Source organism: Labrenzia sp. C1B70 (assembly GCF_000475395.1).
Taxonomy (GTDB): Bacteria; Pseudomonadota; Alphaproteobacteria; order Rhizobiales; family Stappiaceae; genus Roseibium; species Roseibium algicola.
The window spans coordinates 190,467-214,929 of record NZ_AXCE01000003.1 but is presented as its reverse complement, the minus strand read 5'-3'; the positions used below and the strand labels follow the sequence as shown (position 1 = coordinate 214,929).

Annotated in this window: 20 protein-coding genes; 13 read left to right on the top strand and 7 right to left on the bottom strand. The window is 60.5% G+C overall.

The annotated features are described in order from the left end of the window. Positions 1-7 precede the first annotated feature (7 nt). Together Q666_RS37820 and Q666_RS37815 are read right to left on the bottom strand one after the other, a co-directional pair. Positions 8-2,221, bottom strand: coding sequence for a NosR/NirI family protein (locus tag Q666_RS37820; RefSeq protein ID WP_023001458.1), 2,214 nt, complete (start codon positions 2,219-2,221; stop codon positions 8-10). Positions 2,222-2,376: 155 nt separating this feature from the next. Further along, a complete protein-coding gene (locus Q666_RS37815; RefSeq protein WP_031269528.1) occupies positions 2,377-3,594 on the bottom strand; it encodes an NnrS family protein in 1,218 nt (405 codons plus the stop codon). A 139-nt stretch (positions 3,595-3,733) separates the two neighbouring features. Here Q666_RS37815 and Q666_RS37810 point away from each other — a divergent pair, with 139 nt between their 5' ends. After that, complete coding sequence (locus tag Q666_RS37810; protein ID WP_286133844.1) at positions 3,734-4,495, top strand: NnrU family protein; 762 nt, start codon at positions 3,734-3,736, stop codon at positions 4,493-4,495. 11 nt (positions 4,496-4,506) lie between these two features. Here the strand turns inward: Q666_RS37810 and Q666_RS37805 are convergent, their stop codons facing one another. From Q666_RS37805 to Q666_RS0132810, 4 genes are read right to left on the bottom strand one after another with little or no spacing between them, the layout of a single operon-like run. Then, positions 4,507-4,893, bottom strand: coding sequence for a hypothetical protein (locus tag Q666_RS37805; RefSeq protein ID WP_023001455.1), 387 nt, complete (start codon positions 4,891-4,893; stop codon positions 4,507-4,509). Then, positions 4,866-5,777, bottom strand: a complete 912-nt coding sequence (locus Q666_RS37800; RefSeq protein WP_023001454.1) for a U32 family peptidase — start codon at positions 5,775-5,777, stop codon at positions 4,866-4,868. Before Q666_RS37800 ends, Q666_RS37805 begins: the two co-directional genes overlap by 28 nt. Before the next feature lie 3 nt (positions 5,778-5,780). Next, positions 5,781-6,767: a peptidase U32 family protein gene (locus Q666_RS37795; RefSeq protein ID WP_031269526.1), complete on the bottom strand. Its 987-nt coding sequence runs from the start codon at positions 6,765-6,767 to the stop codon at positions 5,781-5,783. Between the two features lie 20 nt (positions 6,768-6,787). Further along, positions 6,788-7,345 carry an SCP2 sterol-binding domain-containing protein gene (locus Q666_RS0132810; RefSeq protein ID WP_075281785.1) on the bottom strand — a complete coding sequence of 186 codons (558 nt, stop codon included), beginning with the start codon at positions 7,343-7,345 and terminating at the stop codon, positions 6,788-6,790. Positions 7,346-7,494: 149 nt separating this feature from the next. On the opposite strand from Q666_RS0132810, the gene Q666_RS37790 reads away from it, so the two are divergent. From Q666_RS37790 to Q666_RS37740, 12 genes are all read left to right on the top strand, one after another. Further along, positions 7,495-9,009, top strand: a complete 1,515-nt coding sequence (locus Q666_RS37790) for a UbiD family decarboxylase (protein ID WP_023001451.1) — start codon at positions 7,495-7,497, stop codon at positions 9,007-9,009. After that, entirely contained in the window at positions 9,006-9,587 is a 582-nt protein-coding gene (locus Q666_RS37785) for a UbiX family flavin prenyltransferase (protein WP_023001450.1), read from the top strand. The genes Q666_RS37790 and Q666_RS37785 overlap by 4 nt, the downstream gene beginning before the upstream one ends. Positions 9,588-9,726: 139 nt before the next feature. After that, on the top strand, positions 9,727-10,095 hold the full coding sequence (locus Q666_RS37780; protein WP_023001449.1) for a FeoA domain-containing protein: 369 nt from the start codon (positions 9,727-9,729) through the stop codon (positions 10,093-10,095). Continuing rightward, positions 10,095-12,476: a ferrous iron transport protein B gene (gene feoB / locus Q666_RS37775; protein ID WP_081713179.1), complete on the top strand. Its 2,382-nt coding sequence runs from the start codon at positions 10,095-10,097 to the stop codon at positions 12,474-12,476. The genes Q666_RS37780 and feoB overlap by 1 nt, the downstream gene beginning before the upstream one ends. 585 nt (positions 12,477-13,061) lie before the next feature. Further along, on the top strand, positions 13,062-14,798 hold the full coding sequence (gene dhaL, locus Q666_RS37770) for a dihydroxyacetone kinase subunit DhaL (RefSeq protein ID WP_023001447.1): 1,737 nt from the start codon (positions 13,062-13,064) through the stop codon (positions 14,796-14,798). A gap of 19 nt (positions 14,799-14,817) precedes the next feature. Beyond that, positions 14,818-15,480: a dihydroxyacetone kinase subunit DhaL gene (gene dhaL / locus Q666_RS37765; RefSeq protein ID WP_023014445.1), complete on the top strand. Its 663-nt coding sequence runs from the start codon at positions 14,818-14,820 to the stop codon at positions 15,478-15,480. Then, a complete protein-coding gene (locus Q666_RS65425; protein ID WP_023001445.1) occupies positions 15,480-17,567 on the top strand; it encodes a bifunctional sugar-binding transcriptional regulator/dihydroxyacetone kinase subunit DhaK in 2,088 nt (695 codons plus the stop codon). The genes dhaL (Q666_RS37765) and Q666_RS65425 overlap by 1 nt, the downstream gene beginning before the upstream one ends. A 131-nt stretch (positions 17,568-17,698) precedes the next feature. Beyond that, positions 17,699-18,679 carry an ABC transporter permease gene (locus Q666_RS37760; protein ID WP_035907770.1) on the top strand — a complete coding sequence of 327 codons (981 nt, stop codon included), beginning with the start codon at positions 17,699-17,701 and terminating at the stop codon, positions 18,677-18,679. A gap of 80 nt (positions 18,680-18,759) precedes the next feature. Continuing rightward, entirely contained in the window at positions 18,760-19,761 is a 1,002-nt protein-coding gene (locus tag Q666_RS37755) for a substrate-binding domain-containing protein (protein WP_023001443.1), read from the top strand. Between the two features lie 78 nt (positions 19,762-19,839). Next, entirely contained in the window at positions 19,840-21,444 is a 1,605-nt protein-coding gene (locus tag Q666_RS37750; protein ID WP_023001442.1) for a sugar ABC transporter ATP-binding protein, read from the top strand. 56 nt (positions 21,445-21,500) lie between these two features. After that, entirely contained in the window at positions 21,501-22,460 is a 960-nt protein-coding gene (locus tag Q666_RS37745; protein ID WP_228148166.1) for an ABC transporter permease, read from the top strand. Between the two features lie 23 nt (positions 22,461-22,483). Next, positions 22,484-23,428, top strand: coding sequence for a sugar kinase (locus tag Q666_RS37740; protein WP_023001440.1), 945 nt, complete (start codon positions 22,484-22,486; stop codon positions 23,426-23,428). 19 nt (positions 23,429-23,447) lie between these two features. Here the strand turns inward: Q666_RS37740 and Q666_RS37735 are convergent, their stop codons facing one another. After that, positions 23,448-24,428 carry a sugar-binding transcriptional regulator gene (locus Q666_RS37735; protein WP_023014444.1) on the bottom strand — a complete coding sequence of 327 codons (981 nt, stop codon included), beginning with the start codon at positions 24,426-24,428 and terminating at the stop codon, positions 23,448-23,450. Between the last annotated feature and the right edge of the window lie 35 nt (positions 24,429-24,463).

Genomic DNA, 24,463 nt, shown 5'->3' with positions numbered 1-24,463 from the left:
TTGAAGGTTATTTGGCCGGCACCGGCGTTTCCGCCTTGGCTTTTGTGTCCGGCTTGACGAGACCGGTCTGCACCTCGAACCGCCGTCTTTTCGCGAGCTTCTTGATGCAAACGGGACATTTCTGGTCGTGCTGATACAGAACCTGGCAGTGCAGGCAGTTCAGGCACTCGTTGGGATTGATGTGGCCTTCGGGATGGATGGCCTGGACCATGCACTCCTTGGCGCAGCGGTTGCAGGGGTTGCCGCACTCGCGGTACCGCTTCAGCCAGTCGAACATCCGCAGCCGTGCAGGGATCGCGAGGGCTGCGCCGAGCGGGCACAGATACCGGCAGTAGAACCGCTCGATGAACAGGCCGGCTGCCAGCAGGGCCACTGCGAACAGGACGAAGGGCCAGGCGCGCTGGAACTTCAGGATGATGGCCGTCTTGAAGGGTTCGACCTCGGCATAGTGTTCGGCCACATCGAGTGAATAGAGCGACAGTCCGAACAGACCCAGGAAGATGATGTATTTCACCGGCCACAGGCGCTCATGCAGACCCCACGGCACTTCGATCTGCGGGATACGGCACAGCTTGGCGATACGGTTGGTCAGCTCCTGCAGCGCGCCGAAGGGGCACAGCCAGCCGCAATAGGCGCCGCGTCCCCAGAACAGAAGGGCAGCAGCCACGGAGAACCACAGCAGGAACACCAGCGGATCCATGAGGAAGGCGTCCCAGCTGAAGTCGCTCGTGAGGGCGGAGAAGAAGGCCAGCACGTTGACCACTGACAGCTGGGCGTTTTCCATCCAGCCGAGCCAGACCAGCGTGAAGGTGAGGAAGCCGATGCGGAACCAGAAGGTGAAACGCTCGTTACGGGTCACCTGCATCTGGAAGAAGAACACCAGCGTGAGCACGGCGATGGCAGCGCCAAGGATCAGAACGTCCGTCTTGCGGTCATTCCAGATCCGTTTCCAGAGGGCCTGGACACCTGTGTCCTTTTCCGCGATGGCTCCGCTGGATTGACCCGAAGCTGCGGCAGGCGCTGCGGCTGGTGCAACGGTCTTCAGATAACTGTCGGGCAGGCGGTAGCCGAGGTCGAACGTCAGGAACACCTTTTCGATCGGCCCGACCGGGCGCTGCACGAGCAGCTGCAGCCGGAATTCCTTGGCAGGATCGAAACCTGAGTCTGCCGGAATGATGAAAAGGTCCATTTCGGAAAAGGCCGGGGCACCTTCCGCGACGATCGTGCCGACGCGGTTGTGCTGGCGATCATGGAAACGAACCGAGATATCGTCCTGGATGAGCTGGATCCGGTCAAAGATCCCGCCCCGCACATAACCGGACCCCTTGAAGGAATAGCGTCCCCGGCCGGCCACAAGAATGGCGTGGTCGCCGTCGTTCAGCCGTGCCATCAGGTTGGCATATTCCGCTTCGCCCAACAGCGACAGGCCGATTGAAGGTACATCTGCAAGAGCGAGGTAGAGGTCGATGAAAGTGCCGGTTTCCGGGCCTTTTTCAGGCCTGTCGACCGCACGTTTGTCACCCTGGCTCACAAAGGATTCGTTGATCTGAGCAACATCCAGGGAGAGGCGCCGTACCGAGCCATCACCGGTCAACGTCATCCAGTCACTGATGTCTTTCTTGCCGGTATCGACTTCCCTTTGCGGGCCACTCTCCGCAACTTCGGAAGCAAGACCACCCAGACCCAGGGTCCGTGCAACCTTCAGGCCCGAACGGATGATGGAATCGTCGATGACCATGATGGTCACGGTCGCGCCGGATATGATGTCGAGATCGTGTGCCGAGCCACCACTGGCGGCTTCCGCCTTCAGGTCGAGACCTGCATAGCCTTCCGTGACCGCACGGATTTTCTTGTCCGGAATTCCGATCAGGACAATCGGTTCGGAGTGTTTGACCAGTCGGACACCCGTGATGACGGCGTCCTTGTCGACCCCGACAAGAGTGTGGATCGGTTTGCCGGAATAGCCCGTTGTGGAGACGAAATCCGAAGTCAGGTAAACCCAGCCGAGCGTGTCTTTGCCTTTCAGGGCAGGCACGACCGGAACATCGTTCTTCAGCGGGCCGAAAGTTTCGGCCCCCGGCACGAGTTCGCCCGGCACTACCTTGTCGAGGTAATGCTGGACCAGCGCTTCATCTGCCTTGACCGGTGCGATTCCCACCAGACCCAGGGCAACAGCAATGCTCAGGAAGGCGAACAGAAAAATGTGACGGGGATGACCCACGAGACGCGCTCCAAGAAGTCGTGTGTTTTCTCTTGGGGCTAGTTGTCGGCCTTCGTGGCCTGGAACTTCTTGACGATAGTCAAGCGTGTCGAAATTGATTTTTCAGGAGATGAAAAAAAGGCGCTCACCTGTGGCGAGCGCCTTGATAAATATTGTTATTTTCGTATTCGAGGTGTTGTCAGGATCGGGAAATAGACCCCGACATACAAAGCGAAGGCCATGATCCACAAACTGCCCGACAGCAGCATGGTTTCGAAATAGCCGAGGGCGCTGAGCCCGAAACTTCGCACCAACGCGGCGGCGATCAGAAGCACATAGGCGAGCACGATCGGCCTCGACACCTTCAACGGCAAACCCGCGTGACCGAGCGAGGCGCGCGTCATCATTGCAAGTGTCATGCTGCCGATTGCTCCGGCAGCAAGCAAATGCAGGGCAGCCGTTTCGGAGTATTCGCCGGTCAGTAAAGTCACACCGTAAACCAGGTACCCGGACCCAAGCAGTAGATACGCGGCATGCAGGATCCAGAGGATCGGTTCCCTTCGCGCCGCCCAGCCTTGCCAACCGGCAAGACGTAATAGCGTGACCAGCCCGGCCGCCAGGCAAAGCCCACCACGCAACACCTCAGGCACAAACGGCAGGAATGCGAGAGCTGTCAGCAGCACAAGCAGGATACCTGCCCGGTCCAGCCAGACACGCGACACGGGCAGGGACCCTTGATAGCCCGCCCGAAGCAGGGCGTTGCGCGTGAACGCCGGCACGACCCGGCCACCGATAATCGCGATCATGGCCGTACTGGTGAATATTCCCATCCGAACACCGGCCTGGGCGGTGTCGTCGGTCCAGCCGATCCACTCCAGATGCATCATCAGATTGCCGGTGAGGAGAGCCGTCAGCAGGGCCAGGAACACCATGTTCCGGGCCTGGGATTTGCGAGCAAGGCGCCCGAGTACGGCGGTGGAGAGGACCGGGACAAACGCAAGGTCTACCGCGGCAACGATCACCGGGTCGATGCTGTTGGAAAACCAGATCGCAAACCGTCCGGCAAGCCAGACCGTGCCACTGGCAATGACAAACAGCGAACCGGCTTCCTTCGTTCCGGTCCAGTTGGGCACCGCTGTCACGAAGAACCCTGCAATAACGGCAGCCGTATAGCCGAAAACCATTTCATGCGCGTGCCAGAGGTGCGGTGCCATGGCCATGGGTGTGGAGATAAAGGTGCCTCCGGCGGCGTGCACACCGAGCCAGACTGTCCAGGCGAGCATGGCAAATACCGAAAAAATGCCTGCGGAGAGGAAAAAGAACCTGAACCCGGCGGTCAACACTGTCGGGATCCGGGTAGGGCTGCCCAATGCCCCAAAACGATGAGTTGCCATCATGAGCTTGCCTTTCAGGGTGTTTCTGCCGGCAGGCCGGCAAATGCAGCTGAATATGAAACAGGCCGAAGGGCCCTTGGCTCATGATCCCAAGACGGGTCTGCAAGTGTCTTGACCATCGTCAAGTCGGATTGGATTCATGACTATAAGAGTCATGTATATCGACGGAGCTGCGAGGTTCCGGAAACGTGTTCCTGTAGAGAGCGCCCCTGCCATGCTCAGCCTCAACTGGCTCAATTTTATCGCGGCCTTCCTGGTCTTCTTCGCCTCCCACATGGTTCTGGTCAGGCCGCCGCTTCGTCCGCTTCTGGTCGCCTTCCTCTCACCGCGCGGGTTTTCACTCGGCTATTCGCTGCTTTCACTGGGGATCCTGTGGTGGCTGATTGTGGCAGCCCGTGATGCGCCATACATTGCGCTTTGGCCCTGGGAGCCCTGGCAGACCTATGTACCCGTACTGATGATGCTGCCCGTCTGCCTGATCCTCGCCTTCGGGATCGGCGCACCAAACCCGTTTTCCTTCGGCGGGCGGCGCAACAATCGGTTCGATCCCGAGCGTCCAGGCATCGTCGGCCTGATGCGTCACCCGATCCTGGTGGCTGCGTTTCTGTGGTCAGTGGCGCATGTTGTTCCGAACGGAGACCTGGCACACGTCATCCTGTTCGGAACGTTTGCGGTTTTCTCTCTGGCGGGCATGAAACTGATCGATCGGCGCAAACAAAGGGAAATGGGCAATACCTGGAATTGCCTGCTTGCCGACATGAAGCGTTCGTCCAGCGTGGCGCCGGTCGACTGGCAAGCAATCCTGATCAGGGCAACGGCAGGGTTTGTGCTCTACATCGTCCTGGCTGTCGCGCACCCCTTGTTTGCAGGTGTCGATCCCGTGGCAACGCTGATGCCGTAAGGCAGCAGTCTTCAGGTCTTGCCGGAAATTCTGGCCAGTTCCGTCAGCCGCCGGGCACACCGATCCGCCATATCCGCCAGAAACTTGAGGCTTTCGGCATGATCGAGCATCTCCTGCGGTGACAGCGGCTTGCCGCTGAGGAGCGACAGGTCGCTCAGAAAGGATATGCCGGACGCCATCTGTGCATACTCGGTCTCGATATTGCCGGTCAGGTCCCTCTGCAGCTTGAGGGTTCTCCAGGTTTCTATGGCGACGATCGTCCGGTCCAGTTGTTCCTTGCACGTACAGGGCATGTCCAGGCGTTGCAGTTCACGGTGGATCTGCTCGATGACATCCGGAAATTGTTCGCTTCGCGCTTCGGTGTCCGGTCTCAGGCCGGGAGTGTTGCTGTCTTCCATCCTGCATCTCCTGCGAGATAGGCGTTGCAGACAGGGCCGGGCAGGCCTTGGCCTGCGAGCTCTGCATTCAAGTCTTCACATGTCAGCTCGCCATCCAGAAAACGCCTGAATGTGCCGGCGACCTTCACCATGTCCAGCGAATGAGGAGACAGGCGTAGCCGGCGGATACCCGCTGCCTGCAATTGTCCGCTGGTTACGCCCGCAACATGAACGGCATCCGACAGGGTCTGAATTCCGTTTGCCGCCAGGAACCTGCGATCGTCCAGTGTGGCGATGTTCATTCCGTCCGGGTCGCGATCACAGACAAACTGACAGGCGTCCTTGCGCAGCCCATGTGCCCTTGCATGATAGCAACGGGACGAGAGTGCGAGTGGAAGCCTGCCGAACGCAAAGAGTTCAATGTCCACCTCCGGCACGAGCGCGGCGATTTTCTGGATCGAAACAAGAGGCAGTTCGACCGGAGGACACCAGGCCGTGGCTCCTCTGTCGGCAAGCAGTCTGAGGCTGGCTTCGTTGTAGACATTCAGAAACTGGCCTGCCGTGAATTCCTGGCCAGCGCGGCCCGGGACCATTGACAGATCGTTGATCTCTATCGGCATGTCATAACCGGCCTGCTGCCGCAGGATCTCCCGTTCCCGCTTGTTGACGGGTTGCGCAAGCCCCGACAGGACCACCTGTTTACCGGCCTTGGTCAGCATCTCCATGATGTCCGGCCAGATCGCGTCGGTGAACGGCATGCGCTTGCCGCACACGACTTCACCCAGATACACGCGGTCGATGTCCGCTTCCTCGGCGATGCCGCGGTAGAAGTCGACAAGCCGCTCTGCAGACCAGTTGAAGAAACAGGGCCCGAGCGCAAGTTCAATTTTCGGATGGTCCGGCATCTTTTATCGCCATGTTTTCTTGTAGGAGCCTGCGGTCTGACGGCCGCCTTCCGAAAAGGCTTTCAAGGCGCCGATGGCCGGGCCGGGGTCGCCGCCGTCTGAAAGACTGTCGACAGCCTTTCGAAACGCGCCGACGACGCCCGCGATATAGGCCTTGCCGCGTTGGCGACCTTCGATTTTCAGCGCTGTGACACCTGCCTTGGAAAGGTCTCCGAGAAGCTCGAAGGCATTGAGGGAAACCGGGTCCTCGAACAGGTAGCCGGTCTTGCCTTCCGCGGTGAACTGGCCCTTGCAGAGCGTCGGATAACCGGCTGCCTGGCCTTGCTCGAAACTGTCGATTGTGAACCCGCCGAGCCGGGCCTGAAGTTTGCCGTCGGCGTCTTCGGTGTAGTCGACATGTTCCGGCGGCGAACACACACCGGTCAGGTTCGGCGACTTGCCCGTGGCGTAGGAGGAAAGCGAACATCTGCCCTCTGTCATCACGCAGAGCCCGCCGAAAACGAAGACCTCGGTTTCAACGTCGATTTCCTTGTTCAGGCTCGCGATTTCAGGCACCGACAGCACCCTGGGCAGGACGACGCGCTTCACCCCGAAAGTGTCCGTATAGAACCGGATCGCCTCGGGCGTGTTGGCGGCCGCCTGCACGGACAGATGAAGCCTCAGATCAGGATGGTTGCTTGCCGCATGATCGAGAACGGCAAGATCTGCGGCAATGACGGCGTCGGCCCTGCATTGCGCAGCCGTATCAACGGCCTCTCGCCACAGACCGACATCTCCGGCCCGGGCAAACGTGTTGATCGCGACCAGCACCTTGGACCCCTTGCGGTGGGCAAAGGCAACACCCTCCGCCAGCTCTTCCGGCGAGAAGTTCAGCCCGGGAAAGTTGCGCGCGTTGGTCTCGTTTGCAAAACCGCAATAGATCGCGTCGGCCCCAGCTTCCGCGGCCGCGCGTAACGCGGCAGGCGTTCCTGCCGGGCAAACCAGTTCCATCGCCTTTGCTTCAGGTGATTTCATGAGAGTTTCTGCCGGGAACAGTCAGCCTGGGCGGATTTTTGCGCAAAGGCACGAACCTGGCCCAGCAGCTTGTCGCTGATGGTGTTCACCCAGTCGGCCGATTGTCCGCTCAGGCCGAAGAATTCGCCCGGGGTGAGATCTGCCTCTTCCAGCGTGTTGCGCAGGGCCAACACGTGCTCTGTCCTGCCTTCGATACGAAGATCACGGCTGAAGAACAGGGCGTCGCCATCATAGGTACCGTCCAGCAGTCCCAGCAGCACCAGAAAGGGAGCGCGCACGATCGCCCTGGCATCGCCGATCCGGCTCTTGTCACAGATCCGGACCCTGGAGTTGTCCGGATCCAGTGACAGAAGAAAGGCGTGGGGCAAATCGTCCGGAACGATCGCGATCGGCACCTGGACAACGTCGCCGAGCCTGCGGATCAGATCCGGCCGGCGTGCGACAAGGCGTTTCGTGAGGGTGGACAACAGCGCTTCCATTGGAGGTTTCGGCAGGGGCGAAACAAGGGAGGAAACGAGTGGTGGCAGGCTTTCCGAAGAGGGGTGTGTTTGCATCCGGATCTCACTTTCTGTGAGCGGAGCCTAGACCGGCATCGCCCCTTGCCAACTTGACAATTATCAAGGCGGGCATCGGTCGTTCTGCCGATATCGCCGGACACTCTGAGCAGCGTGTTGCCACACGCGCATGTCTTGCTGGAACCACGATGCAAAAGACCGGTCGCGACCTGCCTCCCTTTCCCGACTTGCGGAAATTCCTGGAATTTCTGGGTCGTGAAGACGATCTGAAGACCCTGAGCACCCCCGTGGATGTTCATCTTGAAGCGACCGCGTTGCATCAGAAGGTGATCGGGAGTGCCGGTCCCGCGGTCCTCGTTTCCAATCCAGTCCGGGCAGACCGGGGCGGTTTTGCCGCACCCCTTCTGATCAATCTCTTCGGCACCTCGAAGCGCGTTGCGAACGGACTGGGTCTTCACCCCGAAAACCTGCCCGACCTCGGACAGTTTCTGGCCAGCTTGCGCAGTCCGCAGCCGCCTGCTTCCTGGCGGGAGGCTGGCACCCTGATCCCGATGGCAAAGGCAGGGCTTAATTCAAGGCCGAAGATGACTGGCGTTCCCAAGGAACTCCAGCGGGTTGAGCCGGATCTCTCGCAGCTTCCGGTCCAGACCTGCTGGCCGGGCGATGCGGGACCACTGATCACCTGGGGAATGGTCGTCACCCGTAGCCCCGGCAGGGACGACCCCAGGAGCTACAATCTCGGCATCTACCGGATCCAGGTGCTGGACAAGGACAGGGCAATCCTGCGCTGGCTGCCGTTTCGAGGCGGTGCCCAGCATTACCGCCAGTGGCAGCAGTCAGGCGAGGTAATGCCTGTTGCCGTGGTAATCGGCTGTGATCCGGCAACCTTGCTGGCGTCTGTTATCCCGGCTCCGGCAAACGTGAGTGAACTGGCGCTGGCCGGCATCTTCAACGGCACGCCATCAAAGCTTGCTCCCTGCGATACGATCGATCTTCATGTCCCGGCGAGTTCCGAGATTGTCCTGGAAGGGGAAGTCCAGCCGGGAGAGACGGCGCTGGAAGGACCTTTCGGCGATCACACGGGGTACTACAACGAAGCCGCCGATTATCCTGTGTTCCGGCTGAAGGCCATGAAGATGCGCCGGGACTGCGTCTATCTGTCGACCTTCACAGGCAGGGCACCCGACGAACCCTCTGTTATCGGCGAGGCCATGACGGGTCTCTTCCGCCCGCTGCTGCAACAGGCCATTCCGGAAATTGTCGATGTCCATCTGCCCCCTGCGACCTGCTCCTACAGAGTGGCGGTCCTTCAGATCGCCAAGACCTATCCCGGTCAGGCACGGAGGGCGATGATGGGCTTCTGGTCACTCTTGCCGCAGTTCTCGATGACCAAATACGCGATCGTTGTCGATCAGGACATCGACATCCGGAACTGGGACGATGTCATGTGGGCTGTCGCGACACGGTCCGACCCGGAGCGCGACCTGCTCGTCCTGACCGGAACACCGGTCGATCAACTGGACTTTGCCAGTCCGCGTGAGGGACTGGGTGGCAAGCTCGGCATTGATGCGACGATCAAGACAGGCGCAGAGACGGCACGTACGTTTGCGGAGAAACTGACCATGCCGGCGGAGATGGAAACGCGAGCTGACAGCCTCTTCGCGCAGCTGTGCCGGACACCTGCGGCCGAGGTGCACCCATGAGCCGGCGCAAACGACTTGTAATCGGCATTTCAGGGGCGTCGGGTGCGGCAATTGCACTTGAAATTCTGCGGTTGTGCAAGGCACTCAAGCTCGACACCTTCACCACGGTGAGCGCTGCGGCGGAACGGACGATACAGCTTGAGTTGGGCGATGCGGCCCGCCGGGAAATCCACGATCTCGCGACGCAAGAATATGCCGCTTCGGATGTCGCCGCACCCATATCCAGCGGCTCCTTTCAGATGGATGCCATGATCGTCGCGCCCTGTTCCATGCGCAGCCTCGCTGCCATCGCCTACGGCACGGGGGAGGGACTGCTGGCGCGTGCTGCAGATGTCACGCTAAAGGAACGCAGGCAGCTTGTCCTGCTGGCTCGTGAAGCCCCGCTCCACGAAGGGCACCTGGAGGCGATGCTCAAGGTTACCCGCATGGGTGCGATCGTCGCACCGCCGGTGCCTCCGTTTTATCTGGGCCTTTCAACAATAGAGGAAATGACCCGGCAGATTGCTGTCCGCACGCTCGCAACGGCGGGGATCGATCCGGGAGACAGCCTGCGGCGATGGACTGGTGAACCAGCCTGAAATTAGATCTCCGGCAGCCCTTTGCCGGTCGATCTGTGATCTTTCGCCGCGACCGGCCCCCTGTCAGACTTGACTATGGTCAATTGGGTCGGGTTCTCCCGGTGCTACGCCCTTATTCGGAACAAGAAGGGCCCTGCCAATGTCTGAACCAATCCTTCAAACCGAAAGTGGACAAATAACGTCGCCGCCAACGGCCGATGGCGCGGATGTTCTGACGCTTGCGCATGCCGTGCCGGGCAAGGCGTATCATGTTGTCTGCCTGGGCGAGACACGCCACTCGCGCATGGAACTTCTTGCGGCCGGGCTTGCACCCGACACGGTCATCAATCTTCTTCGCGGCAACGGTTTGCGGCCGCGCATCGTGGCATGTGGTGACATTCGCGCCGCCATCGGCGTGGATCTGGCCTTGTCGGTCCATCTCTCTCCTTGTGACTGTGGCTGCGGTTGCGACAGCAATCGTCAGAAGAAACAGGGACAAGAACACGTTTTCCGGGGGAGGGACGTCTGATGGGCTGTTCCAGTTGTGCCGCACCCGGTTGCGTTCGGCGAGACCTTCTGCCCTGTGCGCCGGCGCAGTACCGGGTGTTCCTGCTCGGCCCTGCCAATTCGGGCAAGTCCACGCTGTTCAACATGCTCACCGGCGCCCGGCAAACGATCGGCAACTGGCCCGGCGTGACCGTCGATCGAAAGAGCGGAACGGCTGTCATCAAGGGTCTGACCGTAGAATTCGTCGATCTGCCGGGAATCTCGAGCCTGTCCGCTCCCCAGGCGGAACGGATAGATGAAAGGGTTGCCAGAGACGCGCTCGTCAACGTAGCGCACGATTCCCTGATTGTTGCAGTGGATCTGTCCGCGCCGCATCGCGGATTGTCCATGTTGCTGCAGGCCCGTGGAAACGGCGTGCCGGTTGTGGCGGTTCTGACGAAGGCCGACTGCTGGACGTCGGCTGCCGTGGACGCAGCCGCGCGGGTTCTGAGCGAACAATTGAATGTTCCAGTGGTTGCCGTTTCCGGCAGAACCCTTTCAGGGCTCGATCAGCTCCATGACCAGCTTGCACGTTGCCTGCAAGATCGGCAGCACGTTTCCTCTCCTCAGCAGACATCCTTGCCCGGCAAGGTCTGCGATGCCTTGGAGGCGTTGCAACGGGTACTGGACGGCAGGCCCGAATATGAAAACGCCAACACCGTTGCCGCATCGCGCCGGTTGATGGAACGGGATTGGCTGACGGAAAAACGCGCGAGACAAGACCTTCTTGAAATCCGTGACCGTTTGATCGAGGAGGCCGGACCTGTGGAAGGCGTGCCGCTCGACCAGTATCTGGCGGACGCGCCCCTCGCACAGGCAACCCTTCTGGCGCGCCGCATAGATATGCCGCCCCCTGCAGGTCGCAGATTTCTGTCCGACAGGTTCGACCGGATCGCTCTTTCGCCATGGTTCGGCCCGGTGCTGTTTCTTGGCGTGATGTATCTCCTGTTCTTCCTGACGATCAATGTGTCCGGCGTTTTCATCGATCTGTTCGATGGCCTCGGTCAGGCTGCCTTTGTCGATACACCAGCGCTCGTATTCCATCAGCTCGGGCTGTCCGGCACGGTTCTCGATATTGCCGTCAGCGCGATCGGTACCGGCATTCAGACGGTCGGGACCTTCGTGCCGGTGGTCGGGTTCCTGTTCCTGTGCCAGATCTTTCTGGAGGAAAGCGGATACATGACCCGCGCAGCCGTGGTCGCGGACCGTGTGATGCGTCGTCTGGGACTGTCGGGCCGCGCCTTCCTGCCGCTCGTGCTCGGCTTCGGATGCACAATTCCGGCGGTCCTGGCAACGCGAACACTCGACACGCGCGCCGAGCGCATTTTGACCTCGATGATGGCACCCTTCATGTCCTGCGGGGCGCGCCTTCCGGTCTATGCGCTGTTCGCCGCTGCTTTCTTCCCGGTTGGGGGCCAGAATGTCGTTTTCGCACTTTATCTGATCGGCATCGCGGCAGCGCTATTCACCGGCTGGATGCTGGCTCCCCGGCTGACCTTGCAGCGACCCCGGCCTCTGGCAATCGAACTGCCGATCTACCAGATGCCACCACTTTCCAGGGTCCTGCGGCTCTGCTGGGCCCGGATCCGGCAATTTGTTGCCGAGGCTGGAAAAACCATCGTGATCGTGGTTGCGCTGCTGTCGTTTCTGAATTCCGTCGGCCCCGATGGCAGCTTCGGCAATGAGGACAATGGCACCTCCATACTGGCGCTCACAGCCCGGCAGGTTACGCCCGTTCTTGAACCCATGGGCGTCAGTGCCGACAACTGGCCGGCAGCGGTCGGTCTTTTCACCGGCATGTTCGCAAAGGAAACCGTGGTGGGGACCCTGCAGGCTCTCTACGCCTCCGGCGAAACGACAGCTGAAGTGGTTCCCAATCCGATGGAAACCGCACAAGCCACGGTGCTTGCCCTGGGCGAATCCCTGCTCGGCCTGGCGGATGCCCTGCTTGATCCGCTTGGACTGGATGTCGGTGACATATCCAGTTTCGAAGCCGCCGCAGGCGAACAGAACGTCCAGCCAGCCGTCTTTGCCGAAATGTCCAGGTACTTCGGCAGCCAGAGCGCTGCATTTGCCTACATGCTGGCGGTATTGCTCTACATCCCCTGCGTTGCGACCCTTTCTGCGATTGCTCGGGAGATCGGTGCCGGTTGGGCCGTCTTTGCTGCGGCATGGACAACGTTTGTCGCCTATTCCGGTGCCACGATCGCCTATCAGCTCAGCCAGATCGGCAACCACGCTGAACGCTCCCTATTCTGGCTGGCACTCATGACGGGACTGATCGGACTGACCTTCTTCATTAGCCGGACCCTTGGAAGAAGTGGTCCGGCCAAGGCAGATTTTCGACCTTCCGCATCCGGGTGAATTTTACCCTCATAACTAGAAAGTGCCAATTTGTGCCGTCGGGCGTTCGAGGGGTGGCGAAGGGCGATCGACGCTGTGAGCATCTGCAAGGCCTTCGCTTCCCTGCATCGATAAGAGCAGCCAAAGGGCATGTCTGAATGCTCATTTAGATCAGTGCCTTAGATTCATGGGTTACTATCCGCCGTTCTGTCGATTTGGACCGAGCCAGGTCAAGTTGACGGCATCGAAATTCGTTCTCCAAACAAGTGCAGATACCGAAACCTTAGGTAGTGGGAGCGCGGTTCCGGCCCTGGCCGGGATTGCGGCTGCAATGCTGTAGCGTCGCTGGACGACAGCGTTTCGACACGGAAAATGTCGATTTTTGATATTATTCGACTCTTGCTTGACAAATGACAAAATACGGATGAAGCATAGAGCCCATCAAGACCGGACCTGCACGTTCAGGGCGGCTCAGGGAGGAGCTAATCAGCGTCACTCTTGTCTCGGAAACTTCGGTTGACCGAGCGCGGACCTTTGTTCAAAGGCGTCTCGCGCATGGCTTCCGGGGCTGAGCCCTTCTGTGACGTTTTTTCAAGCGGAAAGAGAATGCAGAGATTTATCAACGACCCAGACAACCTCGTGGACGAGACCGTTGCCGGCTTCGTGAGGGCGCATAGCGACCTTGTCCGGCTGGATCCGGAAAACGACCGTGTTGTCGTGTCCACCACAGCGCCGCGGCCAGGTCGTGTGGGTATCGTCACTGGTGGTGGATCGGGTCACGAGCCGGCCTTTATCGGCTATACCGGCCGGAACCTTGTCGACGCCACCGCTGTTGGCGAGCTGTTCTCCTCACCGACCGCCAAGAGCTTTGCCGATGCGATCCGCGCCGCCGATGGTGGCAAGGGTGTTGCCGTCCTCTACGGCAATTATGCCGGCGACAACATGAACGTGAAAATGGCCAAGGAAATGGTGGCTCCCGACGGCATCGAGGTCGTTACGGTAGTTGCCAACGACGACGTCTGCTCTGCTCCGCTTGCCGAGCGGGAAAAGCGCCGGGGTGTCGCCGGAGAAATCTTCATGTGGAAGATCGGCGGAGCGAAGGCTGCGCTCGGAGGGTCATTGACGGAAGTGCAGGCGGCCGCGCAAAAGGCAATCGATGCCTGCCGGTCCGTTGGTGTGGGTCTCGGGCCCTGCACCTTGCCCGCTGTGGGTCATCCCAACTTTTCGATCGAAGCCGGTACGATGGAAGTGGGCATAGGTCACCACGGCGAACCCGGTGTTCGTGTTGAAAAGCTCGCTTCTGCCGATGCCGTGGCCGACGACATGCTGAAGATCGTTCTCGATGATCACGGACTTGAGGACGGAGCGGAAGTCGCCGTGCTTGTTTCGGGTCTCGGTGCCACGCCCGTGAACGAGCTTTATGTCCTCTACAACCGCATCGAGACACGTCTCCAGGCGCAGGGCATTCGTGTGCACAAGGCGTTTGTCGGCAACTACTTCACCTCCCTGGAAATGATCGGTGCGACCTTGACGGTCATGGCGCTCGACAGTGAGCTGAAAGAGTTGCTGGACATGGCCGCCGAGGCACCGGGCATGTCGACCGGCAAGGTCGAAGCACCGGAAGTTACCGAAGGCGCTCCGACCCACAGGTCACGGGGAAGTCGAAAAGAAGCGCGGTCCACCGTCGCAAAGGATGTCACCATCGAGGGACCTTCTGTGCCTGTTGCGGGATCTCAGGAGATCGTGGCGGAAGTTGCCGAGGTGATCGTCGCGAACAAGGCCTATCTTTCCGAAATCGACGGTCTGATAGGGGATGGTGATCACGGGATCAACATGGCCAAGGGGTTTGGTCGTGCCGCGGAGCGTATTTCCGGCAAGTCCCTTTCACTTGATGAGGCGATGAGCGTTCTGTCCGATGTCCTGATGAGCGAGATCGGCGGATCCATGGGGCCATTGTACGGCTTCATGTTCCAGGAAATGGCAACGACCGTTCAGGGGCGCCCCGCCATCGATGCCGACGGGTTCTCGGCCGTTCTCAATGCCGCGCTTGATGGCGTTCGCCGGACCGGCTCGGCAAAGGTCGGCGACAAGACACTGATCGACACGCTTGTTCCGGCGGTCGAAGCCTTTGACGGTGCGAAATCGCAAGGGTTCGTTGCTGCCCTTGCCGCCATGCGCAAGGCCGCAGAACAGGGACGTGACAGCACGATCGATCTGGTCGCGAAGATCGGACGTGCCAGCCGTCTGGGCGAACGATCGCGCGGTGTGCTGGACGCAGGCGCGACATCCTGCTGCCTTATCCTGGTGGCACTGGCCGACTCACTTGAAAAGAGGCTGGGCTAAACGGAGCAGCAGACGAACCATGACAAACCTCAACGCAACGCAAATGACCGAATTGCTCCGCATCGTCTCGATGCGGATCGACGAAGCAAGTGCCGAACTTGGTGCCCTGGATGGCGCCATCGGTGATGCCGACCATGGGAACACCATGGCACGCGGATTTGCCGCGGTCGTTACCGCATGCGTTGAGGCTGCAAACCAGGACGTGAAGGCCGGTGCCCTGTTGCCGATTGCAGGACGCTCGTTCCTGAATGCCGTTGGTGCGACAACCGGCCCGCTCTATGCCAGTGCCTTCCTTCGGGCTGGTCAGGCCTTTGATGCGCAGCAGGATATTCCGGTGGATCGTCTCCCGGAGATGGTCGTCTGCTTCTGCGACGGGATTGCACAACGGGGCAAGGCGACCCCTGGCGACAAGACTATGCTGGACGCCTGGGGGCCGGCTGCGCGTGCCGTAACAGAAGCACAGCAGAACGGGGCAGGCCCGGTTGCTTGCCTCGATGCCGCGCTGGAGGCGGCGAGCGAAGGGCGAGAAGCCACGCGCGCCATGGTCGCCTCCGTCGGCCGGGCCGCAAGATTGGGTGAAAGATCCCTCGGGCATGTCGACCCGGGAGCCGCCTCCGCAGTCATCATCATTGCCGCATTGCGCGAGGGTCTCGCGAACCTCCTGCAAGGGGAGGCAAGCTGATGGTGAAGCGTTCCGGCGGGAAACCCGACAAGGCCGTCCTGAGTGAAATGCCGATGCGGTTCGGTGACGATCCGCTGCTGTGGGCTGCCTGGCTTTATTACGAAGACGGCATGACCCAGGCGGACATCGCCAACCTCATGGGGCTTTCCCGGGCGTCGGTAAATACCTATCTGGCCGATGCGCGCACGCGTGGGCTGGTCAATATCGAGATCGAACCGGATCGTTTCCGTTCGGTCATGATCGCAAAGGCCATGAAGGACCGCTTCAACCTGCAGGATTGCCTGGTCATCCCCAGCGAAGGCGGTGATCGTTCGCTGTTCGAACGGCTCGGCGCTGCAGGTGCGCAGGTGCTCAAGAGGCTGGTGCGCGCCGGCGATACGATTGCAGTGGCCTGGGGCCGGTCTGTTCTGTCCCTTGCCGAGGAATTGCACCATCCGGGCCTTGCCGACATTCGCGTCGTTCAGGCGTCCGGCAGCACGACCGCGCGTATACCCTGGACCCCGGAGGCCTGCGCCGCCCGCCTTGCCGAAGCGCTTGGGGCTCGTTGGGTGCCCTTGTCGGCACCTGCCATCGTATCTTCGCCGGAAATGCGCGAACGGCTGCTGGCCGAAACCGTCTTGTCCGAGCAGATGGTTGTTCTTTCGGAAGCCAATCGCATCGTGATGGGCATTTCGTCGATGCGCCCGGAAAGCACAATTCACACAAGCGGCTTTCTCGACGGGGTCGACCAGCAAGCGCATTATCAGGACGCGGTCGGCAGCGTCAGCGGGCGCTTCATCTCGGCACGCGGGGAACCGGTCATCGGTCCGGTCAACGATCGGACGATCGGCCTTGATCTTGCAGCGTTGCGGGCAATCCCGCAGCGCATTGCCGTTGCCGGCGGCATTGAAAAGGTTTCGGCGATCCTTGCTGCGCTGCGCGGCGGATACGTCAACGTGCTGATCACCGATGCGGCCAGTGCAAGGGGTGTGCTCACGGCGGATGGCTGGCAGGAGCCGAAGCGGCGTTCGCAAGTCCCGGCCCCTGTTGTCGACGGGGCTGCACCGCGCGTCCATCACGGCGGCGACAAGAAACTGATCAACGAAGCACGGGACATTGTCGACGAGAGTATCGACGGTCTTCTGCTGGCGCATGAACCCTTGCTTGCCAAGGTGCCCGGGACCCATCGTGCCGTGATGGCGCGGAACGGGCCGAGGTCCGGAAAGGTCGGCATCGTCATAGGGGGCGGTTCGGGCCATGACCCCGGGTTCTGGGGTTATGTCGGCCAGGGCTGCGCTGATGCTGCCGTCATGGGCAACATCTTTGCCGCGCCGCCGCCTGATCCGATTCTGGCTGCGAGCCGTGCAGTTCATGGCGATGCCGGGCTTCTTTATATCTACGGAAACTTCTCCGGTGACGTCATGAACTTCGACATGGCTGCCGAAATGGCAGCGGCGGAGGGAATTCGTGTTCGTCAGGTTGTGACGACAGACGACATCGCCTCGTCACCACCGGATGCCCGCGGGTCGCGCCGGGGTGTTGCCGGCAACGTCTTCGTTTTCAAGATCGCGGGGGCTGCGGCAGATCTCAATGCCTCGCTCGAGGCCTGCGAAATCGTTGCGCGGCGCGCGGCCGACTGTACCTACACGATGGGTCTGGCCCTGGAGCCGGTAAGGCTGCCCGATACCCGTCAGCCGAGTTACGAGGTCGGTCCGGACGAGATGGAGATCGGGGTTGGCATCCACGGTGAACCCGGTGTGATGCGGCAGAAGATCGTCAAGGCGGATGATGCCGCGGATCTGCTTCTGGACCGCATTCTGAGCGAGATGGCACCGGTGCGCGGCGATCGCGTGGCGCTGCTCATCAACTCGCTCGGCGGCACCCAGACGATGGAACTCTACATTCTGGCACGCCGCGTTCGCCAGCGTCTGAAGGCGCATGGCATCGGCGTTCACCGCACCTTCGTCGGACCGTATTTCACCTCGCTGGACATGAAGGGAGTGTCGCTCTCGCTGATGAAGCTGGACGACGAGCTTATCACCCTTCTCGACCATCCCTGCCACACTCCTGCACTGACGGAACTCGGTGAGCAGAAGGGTGGAAAGTGACGAAAAGACAATGGGTTAAAGGTGAATTGTCAAACCTTGAATCAGAGTGATTGACATTTGTCAGATACCCTTGTCTAAATACAATTAACGATCCGGGGTGCAAACGCTCCGGCCCCTGGGAGGAAAGATTGTTGCCTAGAGCTGACCGACAGACGGTGTTTTTGGCGCTGATCAATGTGATCGTGCTGGTCACCGGTGCCCTGCTTGCAGGTGCCAATTTTATCGACAGCTATAACCTGCAGATCATGGCTGCCCAGGTACCGGAGCTCGGCCTGCTGGCGCTTGGCGTGACCCTGGCCATGATCTCCGGGAACGGCGGCATCGATCTTTCCGGCATCGCCTTGGCCAATCTTTCCGGCATCGTTTCGTTTCTGGTCGTTCGTGCGCTTATCGTGCCGGGTGACGATCCGCTGCTGTTCTCCTGGACGTTCGCCGGCGTTGCAATTGCGGTCGGTCTCGTCGGTGGTCTTCTGAATGGAATAGTCATCGCCTTTGCCGGTCTGACGCCGCTGATCGCGACACTCGGCACCCAGCTGCTGTTCACCGGTGTCGCCGTCTGGCTGACCAACGGATCGGCGCTCAGCCTCGGATATATTCCGCCGCTCGACAGCTTCGGAAACCTGCCCGTTCTCGGCGTTCCCCTGTGCTTCACGCTGTTTGTCGTGGTGGCCGCGCTGATTGCCTATGTCCTGCGTTATACGCCCTTCGGCGTGAAGCTGATGCTGCTCGGGTCGAATGCCAAGGCCGCTCACTATGGCGGTATTCCGGCCCGCCGCATGATCGTGATCACCTATACGATCTGCGGAATTCTGGCCTCTATCGCGGGTGTCGTCATCGCTTCACGCAATCTGTCCGTCAAATGGGATTACGGCAGCTCCTATGTCCTCATCGCGATCCTGATTGCGGTTTTGGGTGGCGTGAAGCCGGAAGGCGGATACGGCAAGGTGCTGTGCGTTCTTCTTGCGGCAACGGCGCTGCAGATCCTGTCGAGCCTGTTCAACTTTCTCGGAATCTCGAACTTCTTCCGCGACCTTGCCTGGGGTGTCCTTCTGCTCGCCCTGCTGGCCTCGGCTCGCGTGAACTTCAGCATCTGGTTGCCATCAAGGCAATGAACGGATGCGCCGCGGGCCTGAGGGCATCCCGGGCGGCGCAAGAATGAACAGCCCTTTTAAAAAACCGTGGAGGAAAGACTATGAAATCAGTCAAGAAACTGGCTGGAAGCGCGCTCGTCCTGAGCACTATACTTGCCGGCCCGGCTTTGGCTGCAGACGAGCAGACCATCACGACGGTCGTGAAGGTTACCGGCGAAAACTGGTTCATCCGCATGAACGAAGGCGTCGATGCCTTCAATGCGGACAAGGAGGCTATCGACGCCACCCAGATCGGTCCGGCACAGGCCGATGCCGCTCAGCAGGCGCGCATCATCGAGGATCTGGTTGCCAAGGGCGTTTCCGCGATCGCGGTAGTGCCGATGGATCCGTCCGCACTGGAAGGCGTGCTGCGCCGTGCACAGGGCCGTGGCATCAAGGTCATCGCCCATGAAGGTGACAGCATCGTCAACGCGGATGCCGACATCGAAGCTTTCGACAACGCGGCATTTGGCACCAAGATCAACGAAGGTCTGGCCGAATGCATGGGCGGTGAAGGCAAGTGGACGACCTTCGTCGGCTCGCTCGGCAGCCTGACGCACAACCAGTGGGTTGATGCCGGTGCGGCCAACGCGGAAGCCAAGTATCCGGGCATGGAACTGGTTGCTGCGAAAAACGAATCCTTCAACGATGCCAACAAGGCATATGAGAAGGCCAAGGAAATCCTGCGCGCCTATCCGGACATCAAGGGATTCCAGGGTTCCTCCGCAATCGACGTCATCGGCATCGGCCGTGCGATCGAGGAAGCTGGCCGGTCTGATCAGACCTGTGTCTTCGGCCTGGGTCTGCCCAAGGACACCGGACCTTACCTGGAGACCGGTGCTGTCGACCGGATCTACTTCTGGGATCCGAAGGATGCCGGCTACGTGATGAACGTCGTTTCGGAAAAGATCCTCAACGGCGAAGAAATCACCGATGGCGCCGACCTCGGCGTGCAGGGCTACAACTCAGTCAAGGTGAGCCAGGGTCCGGGCAAGGGCATCATCATTCAGGGTCAGGCCTGGGTTGATGTCGGCAAGGAAAACTACGGCGAATACCCGTTCTGATGCTCTGACACACGACTGCAAAACAGGGGGCGCGGGAACACCGCGTCCCCGAACCTATCGAATTCACAGGACGTCACCATGCAGCCCCAGCCCGCTCAGTCTCAAAAGACAGACACGGCGCCTTTTCTAGAGATCCGCAATGTGCGCAAGTCGTTCGGCGGCGTGCAGGCGCTGAAGGATGTCAGCGTCACGCTTCATGCCGGACAGATCTACCATCTCATGGGTGAAAACGGCTGCGGCAAGTCCACGTTGATCAAGATCATCTCTGGCGCCCAACCGGCGACATCGGGACAGATCTTCATCGATGGCGTGCAGACCGAAGGCGAGGTCGCAGGCGATCTCGGTGCCATCGGTGCCCTGCGTGCGGGCATCGAGACCGTCTATCAGGACCTTTCCCTGCTCCCCAATCTGTCGGTTGCCGAAAATGTCGCCCTGACAGGTCAGCTCGTGGAAGCAGATGGCAGTCTCGCCCGGAGGCTGAAGCTGGGGGCGCTTTACGAAACCGCGGCCAAGGCTCTCGAGCAGGTTCATCTGCCGACGGACCGTGCCTTCCTGACGCGCAGAATTGACACGCTTCCTCTTGCAACCCGGCAGCTGGTCGCGATTGCCCGCGCCATTGCCGCAGAGGCACGGCTCGTCATCATGGATGAGCCGACCACTTCGCTCACCCGGCAGGAAGTGAACTACCTGCTTTCCGTGGTCCGGAAGCTTTTGGACAAGGGCGTGACGGTCCTGTTCGTGACGCACAAGCTCGACGAGGTGAAGTCGCTTGGTGGACACGCCATCATCATGCGTGACGGCCAGAAGGTCGCCGAGCGCGACGTGACCACCACCAACAAGGCCGAAATAGGTCATCTGATGACCGGTCGCGAGATTTCCGAGGCCCGGTATCGTACCGAGCCGAAAATCGGCGATACGCTGCTTCAGGTCGAAGGACTGAGCCAGGGACGTGCCTTCAAGAACCTGTCGTTCACGGTGCGCAAGGGTGAAATTCTGGGTGTGACCGGCCTTCTGGATTCCGGCCGCAACGAGCTGGCCCTCGCGCTTTCCGGTGTCGTCCCGGCAGAACGCGGCACGATCCGTCTGGACGGCCGGTCGGTTGCCCTGCGCTCACCGGCTGAGGCCATCAGGGAAGGCGTCGGCTATGTTCCCGAAGATCGCCTGACCGAAGGCCTCTTCCTGGAGAAATCCATTCAGGACAACGTCACGCTGCCGGTGCTGAACAGGCTGCGCAACTTCTTCGGAATGATCAGCCAGCGCAAGGCGCGCAAGCTCTCCGAAGACCAGATCACTGATCTTCAGGTGGTCGCGCCCGATGTCACGGTGCCGGTGCAATCGCTTTCGGGCGGTAACCAGCAACGGGTTCTGATCGGACGCTGGCTCACCATCGAACCACGCCTTCTTGTGCTGCACGGCCCGACGGTCGGCGTCGATGTTGGCTCGAAGGACACGATCTTCCGTATCATTCAGCGTCTGGCGGACGACGGCATGGCTGTCGTGATCATTTCCGATGACCTTCCCGAGCTGCTGCAGAACTGCGACCGCATTCTCGTCATGCGACAGGGCGGGATCGTCGCCGACTATGCGGCCGAAGAGGTCGATGAAGACGGGATCTACCAGACAATGGCTGCAGGCCCGACGTCGGAAGCGTCGGCGAACATGGACGAGGAAGCCGCACAGTGACCGACATGACCCTTACCAACAGCGGACCCGGCGTGTTCAAGCGCATCTGGGATCTGATGGGCCGCAGACCGGAGCTGTTCACGCTTGCACTCGTCATCCTGACGGTGATCGGCGTTGCGATTGCCAATCCGGACTTTCTGGCGGTCAACAATCTCTTCGACATTCTGCGAGCCTCGGTGGTCCGCGGCATCTTTGCGATGGGCGTGCTTGCCGTTCTTGCCGCCGGCGGGATCGATGTATCGTTTACCGCGATAGCAGCCTTCGTCATGTACGCGCTGACCATGCTGGTCACGAATGTGTTTCCGGGCATGCCGATCTGGGTGATCCTACCGCTGGCCGCCGCCGGAGGAGCTGCTTTCGGCGTGGTCAACGGGCTTCTGGTCCATGCGCTGCGCACGCCTTCGCTGATCGTCACCATCGGCACCCAGTACTTCATTCGCAGTTTCCTGCTGACGTTCATCGGAACGGCCCTGTTCATGAATATTCCGGCCGCGATGGATGGCTTCGGGAAAGCCTCGCTGATCACGTGGCATGGCACCAATGGTGTGATCTCGACCCTGCCGGCAACAGTGCTGGTGCTGGTGGCCGCGGCATTTGCGACCTGGTTCATCCTCGAAAGAACGCTCATGGGACGGGCGATCTTCGCGGCTGGCGGCAATCCGGGTATTGCCGAGCGCCTCGGGTTCAATCTGTTCTATGTCAGGTTGTTCGTCTTCGGCTGGGCCGGCCTTCTGGCTGGTGTCGCTGGTATCGTGCATGTCGCTTCGAACCGGCTTGCCAACCCGTTCGACCTTGCAGGCATGGAACTGGAAATCATCGCGGCAGTGGTGCTCGGCGGCGCCAAGATCACCGGCGGTTCGGGAACCGTGGTCGGCACACTGCTCGGCGTTGTCCTGATCACGCTGGTCAGCAACGTTCTTGTCTTCATCGGTATCCCCAGCACGCTTCAGCTCGCCATCATCGGCGCCTTCATCCTGCTGGCGGGCACGATCTTCGCATTGCGCAACCGCGCCTGAAACATACTTTCCCGGGAGGAAAAATGAGCCACGATGCTGCTGTCATAGGCCTTTACATTCTTGACGTTCTCGGTCGGCCAGTCGATGCGATCCCCGAGGGCGGTAACGTCGAGTTCATCGACGAAATTCGGTTGACCGTTGCCGGTACCGCAGGCGGTACGGTGATCGATCTGGCGAAACTCGGGCTGAACTGCCTGGCCGTCGGAGCCGTCGGCGACGATGAAAAGGCCGACTTCGTGCTGTCAACGCTCAACCGGTTCAAGGTCGACACCAGCCTGATGCAGCGGCTCGAGGGCGTACCGACGTCGGCAACCATCCTGAACGTGCGCCGTAACGGTGACCGTCCGGCCCTGCACCAGCGCGGCGCGTCCGATCATTTCGATGTCCCCGCCGACATGCTTGATGCCGTGCTGGCGCCGTCAATCATTCACCTGGGTGGAACCGGACTGCTGGCCAAACTGGACGGCGAGCCGAGCGCGAGACTTCTGGCGGAAGCCAAGAAACGTGGCCGCATGGTCACCTTCGATTTGCTGGGAGCCAACGAAAACACAATCGACCTGCTCCTGCCGCTGCTTCCGCATGTCGATTATTTCATGCCGTCGATCGAAGAAGCCCGTCTGATTTCCGGTGCAGACGACATCCAGGAAGCAGGACGTTTTTTCCTGGATCGCGGCGTCAAGCAGTGTGTCTTCACGCTCGGCGGTGACGGCGTCTGCTTCATGGATCACAAGGGCGAGTTTGTCCGCCAGCCTGCGTTCGAGATTTCCGTCGTGGATACGACCGGTTGCGGCGACGCCTTCGATGCCGGGTTCATCACGGCCCTTCATCACAAGATGGATCTGAAGACTGCGCTGAACTTTGCGCAGGCCTCGGCGGCGCTTGTGGCGACGGGGCTCGGGTCTGACGCGGGCATCAAGAGCTTCGAGGACACCGTCAACTTCATGAATTCGGCAAAGGTTCTTGCCTGACCAACAGAACGCGCGGGCCTCAGCCCTTGAGGAGGGCCCGCGCCGTTTCCAGGTCGGTGACAAAATGGGTTGCATAGCCACCCTTCAGCGTTGCGCGGATTGCCTCGAGCTTTGACAATCCGCCTGCCACGCAAAGCCGGCGTGGAATGGCGCGCAGTTCGTCGAGTTCGATCCCCATCATGCGCTTGTCGAATTCCCGCGTGATCTGATTGCCCTCCTCATCGAGGAACCGGCAGATCAGAACGGCTTTCGCACCGTCTTCACCGTAAGCGTCGATTTCCTCGTCCGTCGCGATGTCGGCAAAGCGGATGGTGCTTTCCGGACCAAGGCCGCCGAGCCCGAAAACGATCGTACGGGCTTGCCGGATCATGTCGAACTGGCGTTCGAGGGCAGGTTCACGTCGCAGCGCCTGGCATAGGTCTGCGCTGGACAGAACTGCGGGTGCATTCAGGTTCATGCTGATCGCACCAAGCTTACGGGCCATGATTGCGGTGCAGAGTTCGGCGGAAAAGTCGCGCTTGCTGGTAGCGGCTCCTGTCACCTGAACCACCGTGACCCCGTCGACGTCGCTCATGGGTTTCAACGCGTCGGCAACCGCAAGAACAGTCTTGCCCCAGGAAACACAGAGTATCTCACCGGGGTCGATCATCCGCTCCAGCTGGCGCGCACCGGCTGCACCAAGGGTCAATAGCCGTGTCTGGGCATCCGCGCCGGGTTGATGCTGCACCACCAGCGTTTCGCTGAGGCCAAAGCGTTCGCATATCTCCCGTGAGAGATCGGAACGTGCCATGACGCCCGCATCCATGGCGATGCGAACGACACCCCGCTCTCGTGCTTCCTGAAGATAGTTCACGATGGTTGCGCGCGAGACACCGATGATGCCGGCAATGTCGCTCTGGTTGAGCGATTCTTCGTAATAGAGCCAGGCTGCCCAGACGACGACATCGTCAAACTCCGCAGGTACGCGGCGATTGACCTCTCGAGACGGTTCCATTGTCATGACCGCTCCCCCTTTGTTGCCGATCTGAATTGCAC

Bases quoted from the DNA above. Each gene is read 5' to 3' on its own strand.
- Q666_RS37805 (WP_023001455.1), bottom strand. From the start codon at position 4,893: ATGGAAGACAGCAACACTCCCGGCCTGAGACCGGACACCGAAGCGCGA.
- Q666_RS37815 (WP_031269528.1), bottom strand. From the start codon at position 3,594: ATGGCAACTCATCGTTTTGGGGCATTGGGCAGCCCTACCCGGATCCCG.
- Q666_RS0132810 (WP_075281785.1), bottom strand. From the start codon at position 7,345: ATGCAAACACACCCCTCTTCGGAAAGCCTGCCACCACTCGTTTCCTCC.
- feoB (WP_081713179.1), top strand. From the start codon at position 10,095: ATGGGCTGTTCCAGTTGTGCCGCACCCGGTTGCGTTCGGCGAGACCTT.
- Q666_RS37800 (WP_023001454.1), bottom strand. From the start codon at position 5,777: ATGCCGGACCATCCGAAAATTGAACTTGCGCTCGGGCCCTGTTTCTTC.
- dhaL (WP_023014445.1), top strand. From the start codon at position 14,818: ATGACAAACCTCAACGCAACGCAAATGACCGAATTGCTCCGCATCGTC.
- Q666_RS37810 (WP_286133844.1), top strand. From the start codon at position 3,734: ATGACTATAAGAGTCATGTATATCGACGGAGCTGCGAGGTTCCGGAAA.
- dhaL (WP_023001447.1), top strand. From the start codon at position 13,062: ATGCAGAGATTTATCAACGACCCAGACAACCTCGTGGACGAGACCGTT.
- Q666_RS37755 (WP_023001443.1), top strand. From the start codon at position 18,760: ATGAAATCAGTCAAGAAACTGGCTGGAAGCGCGCTCGTCCTGAGCACT.
- Q666_RS37780 (WP_023001449.1), top strand. From the start codon at position 9,727: ATGTCTGAACCAATCCTTCAAACCGAAAGTGGACAAATAACGTCGCCG.
- Q666_RS65425 (WP_023001445.1), top strand. From the start codon at position 15,480: ATGGTGAAGCGTTCCGGCGGGAAACCCGACAAGGCCGTCCTGAGTGAA.
- Q666_RS37745 (WP_228148166.1), top strand. From the start codon at position 21,501: ATGGGCCGCAGACCGGAGCTGTTCACGCTTGCACTCGTCATCCTGACG.
- Q666_RS37740 (WP_023001440.1), top strand. From the start codon at position 22,484: ATGAGCCACGATGCTGCTGTCATAGGCCTTTACATTCTTGACGTTCTC.
- Q666_RS37735 (WP_023014444.1), bottom strand. From the start codon at position 24,428: ATGACAATGGAACCGTCTCGAGAGGTCAATCGCCGCGTACCTGCGGAG.
- Q666_RS37785 (WP_023001450.1), top strand. From the start codon at position 9,006: ATGAGCCGGCGCAAACGACTTGTAATCGGCATTTCAGGGGCGTCGGGT.
- Q666_RS37795 (WP_031269526.1), bottom strand. From the start codon at position 6,767: ATGGAACTGGTTTGCCCGGCAGGAACGCCTGCCGCGTTACGCGCGGCC.
- Q666_RS37790 (WP_023001451.1), top strand. From the start codon at position 7,495: ATGCAAAAGACCGGTCGCGACCTGCCTCCCTTTCCCGACTTGCGGAAA.
- Q666_RS37750 (WP_023001442.1), top strand. From the start codon at position 19,840: ATGCAGCCCCAGCCCGCTCAGTCTCAAAAGACAGACACGGCGCCTTTT.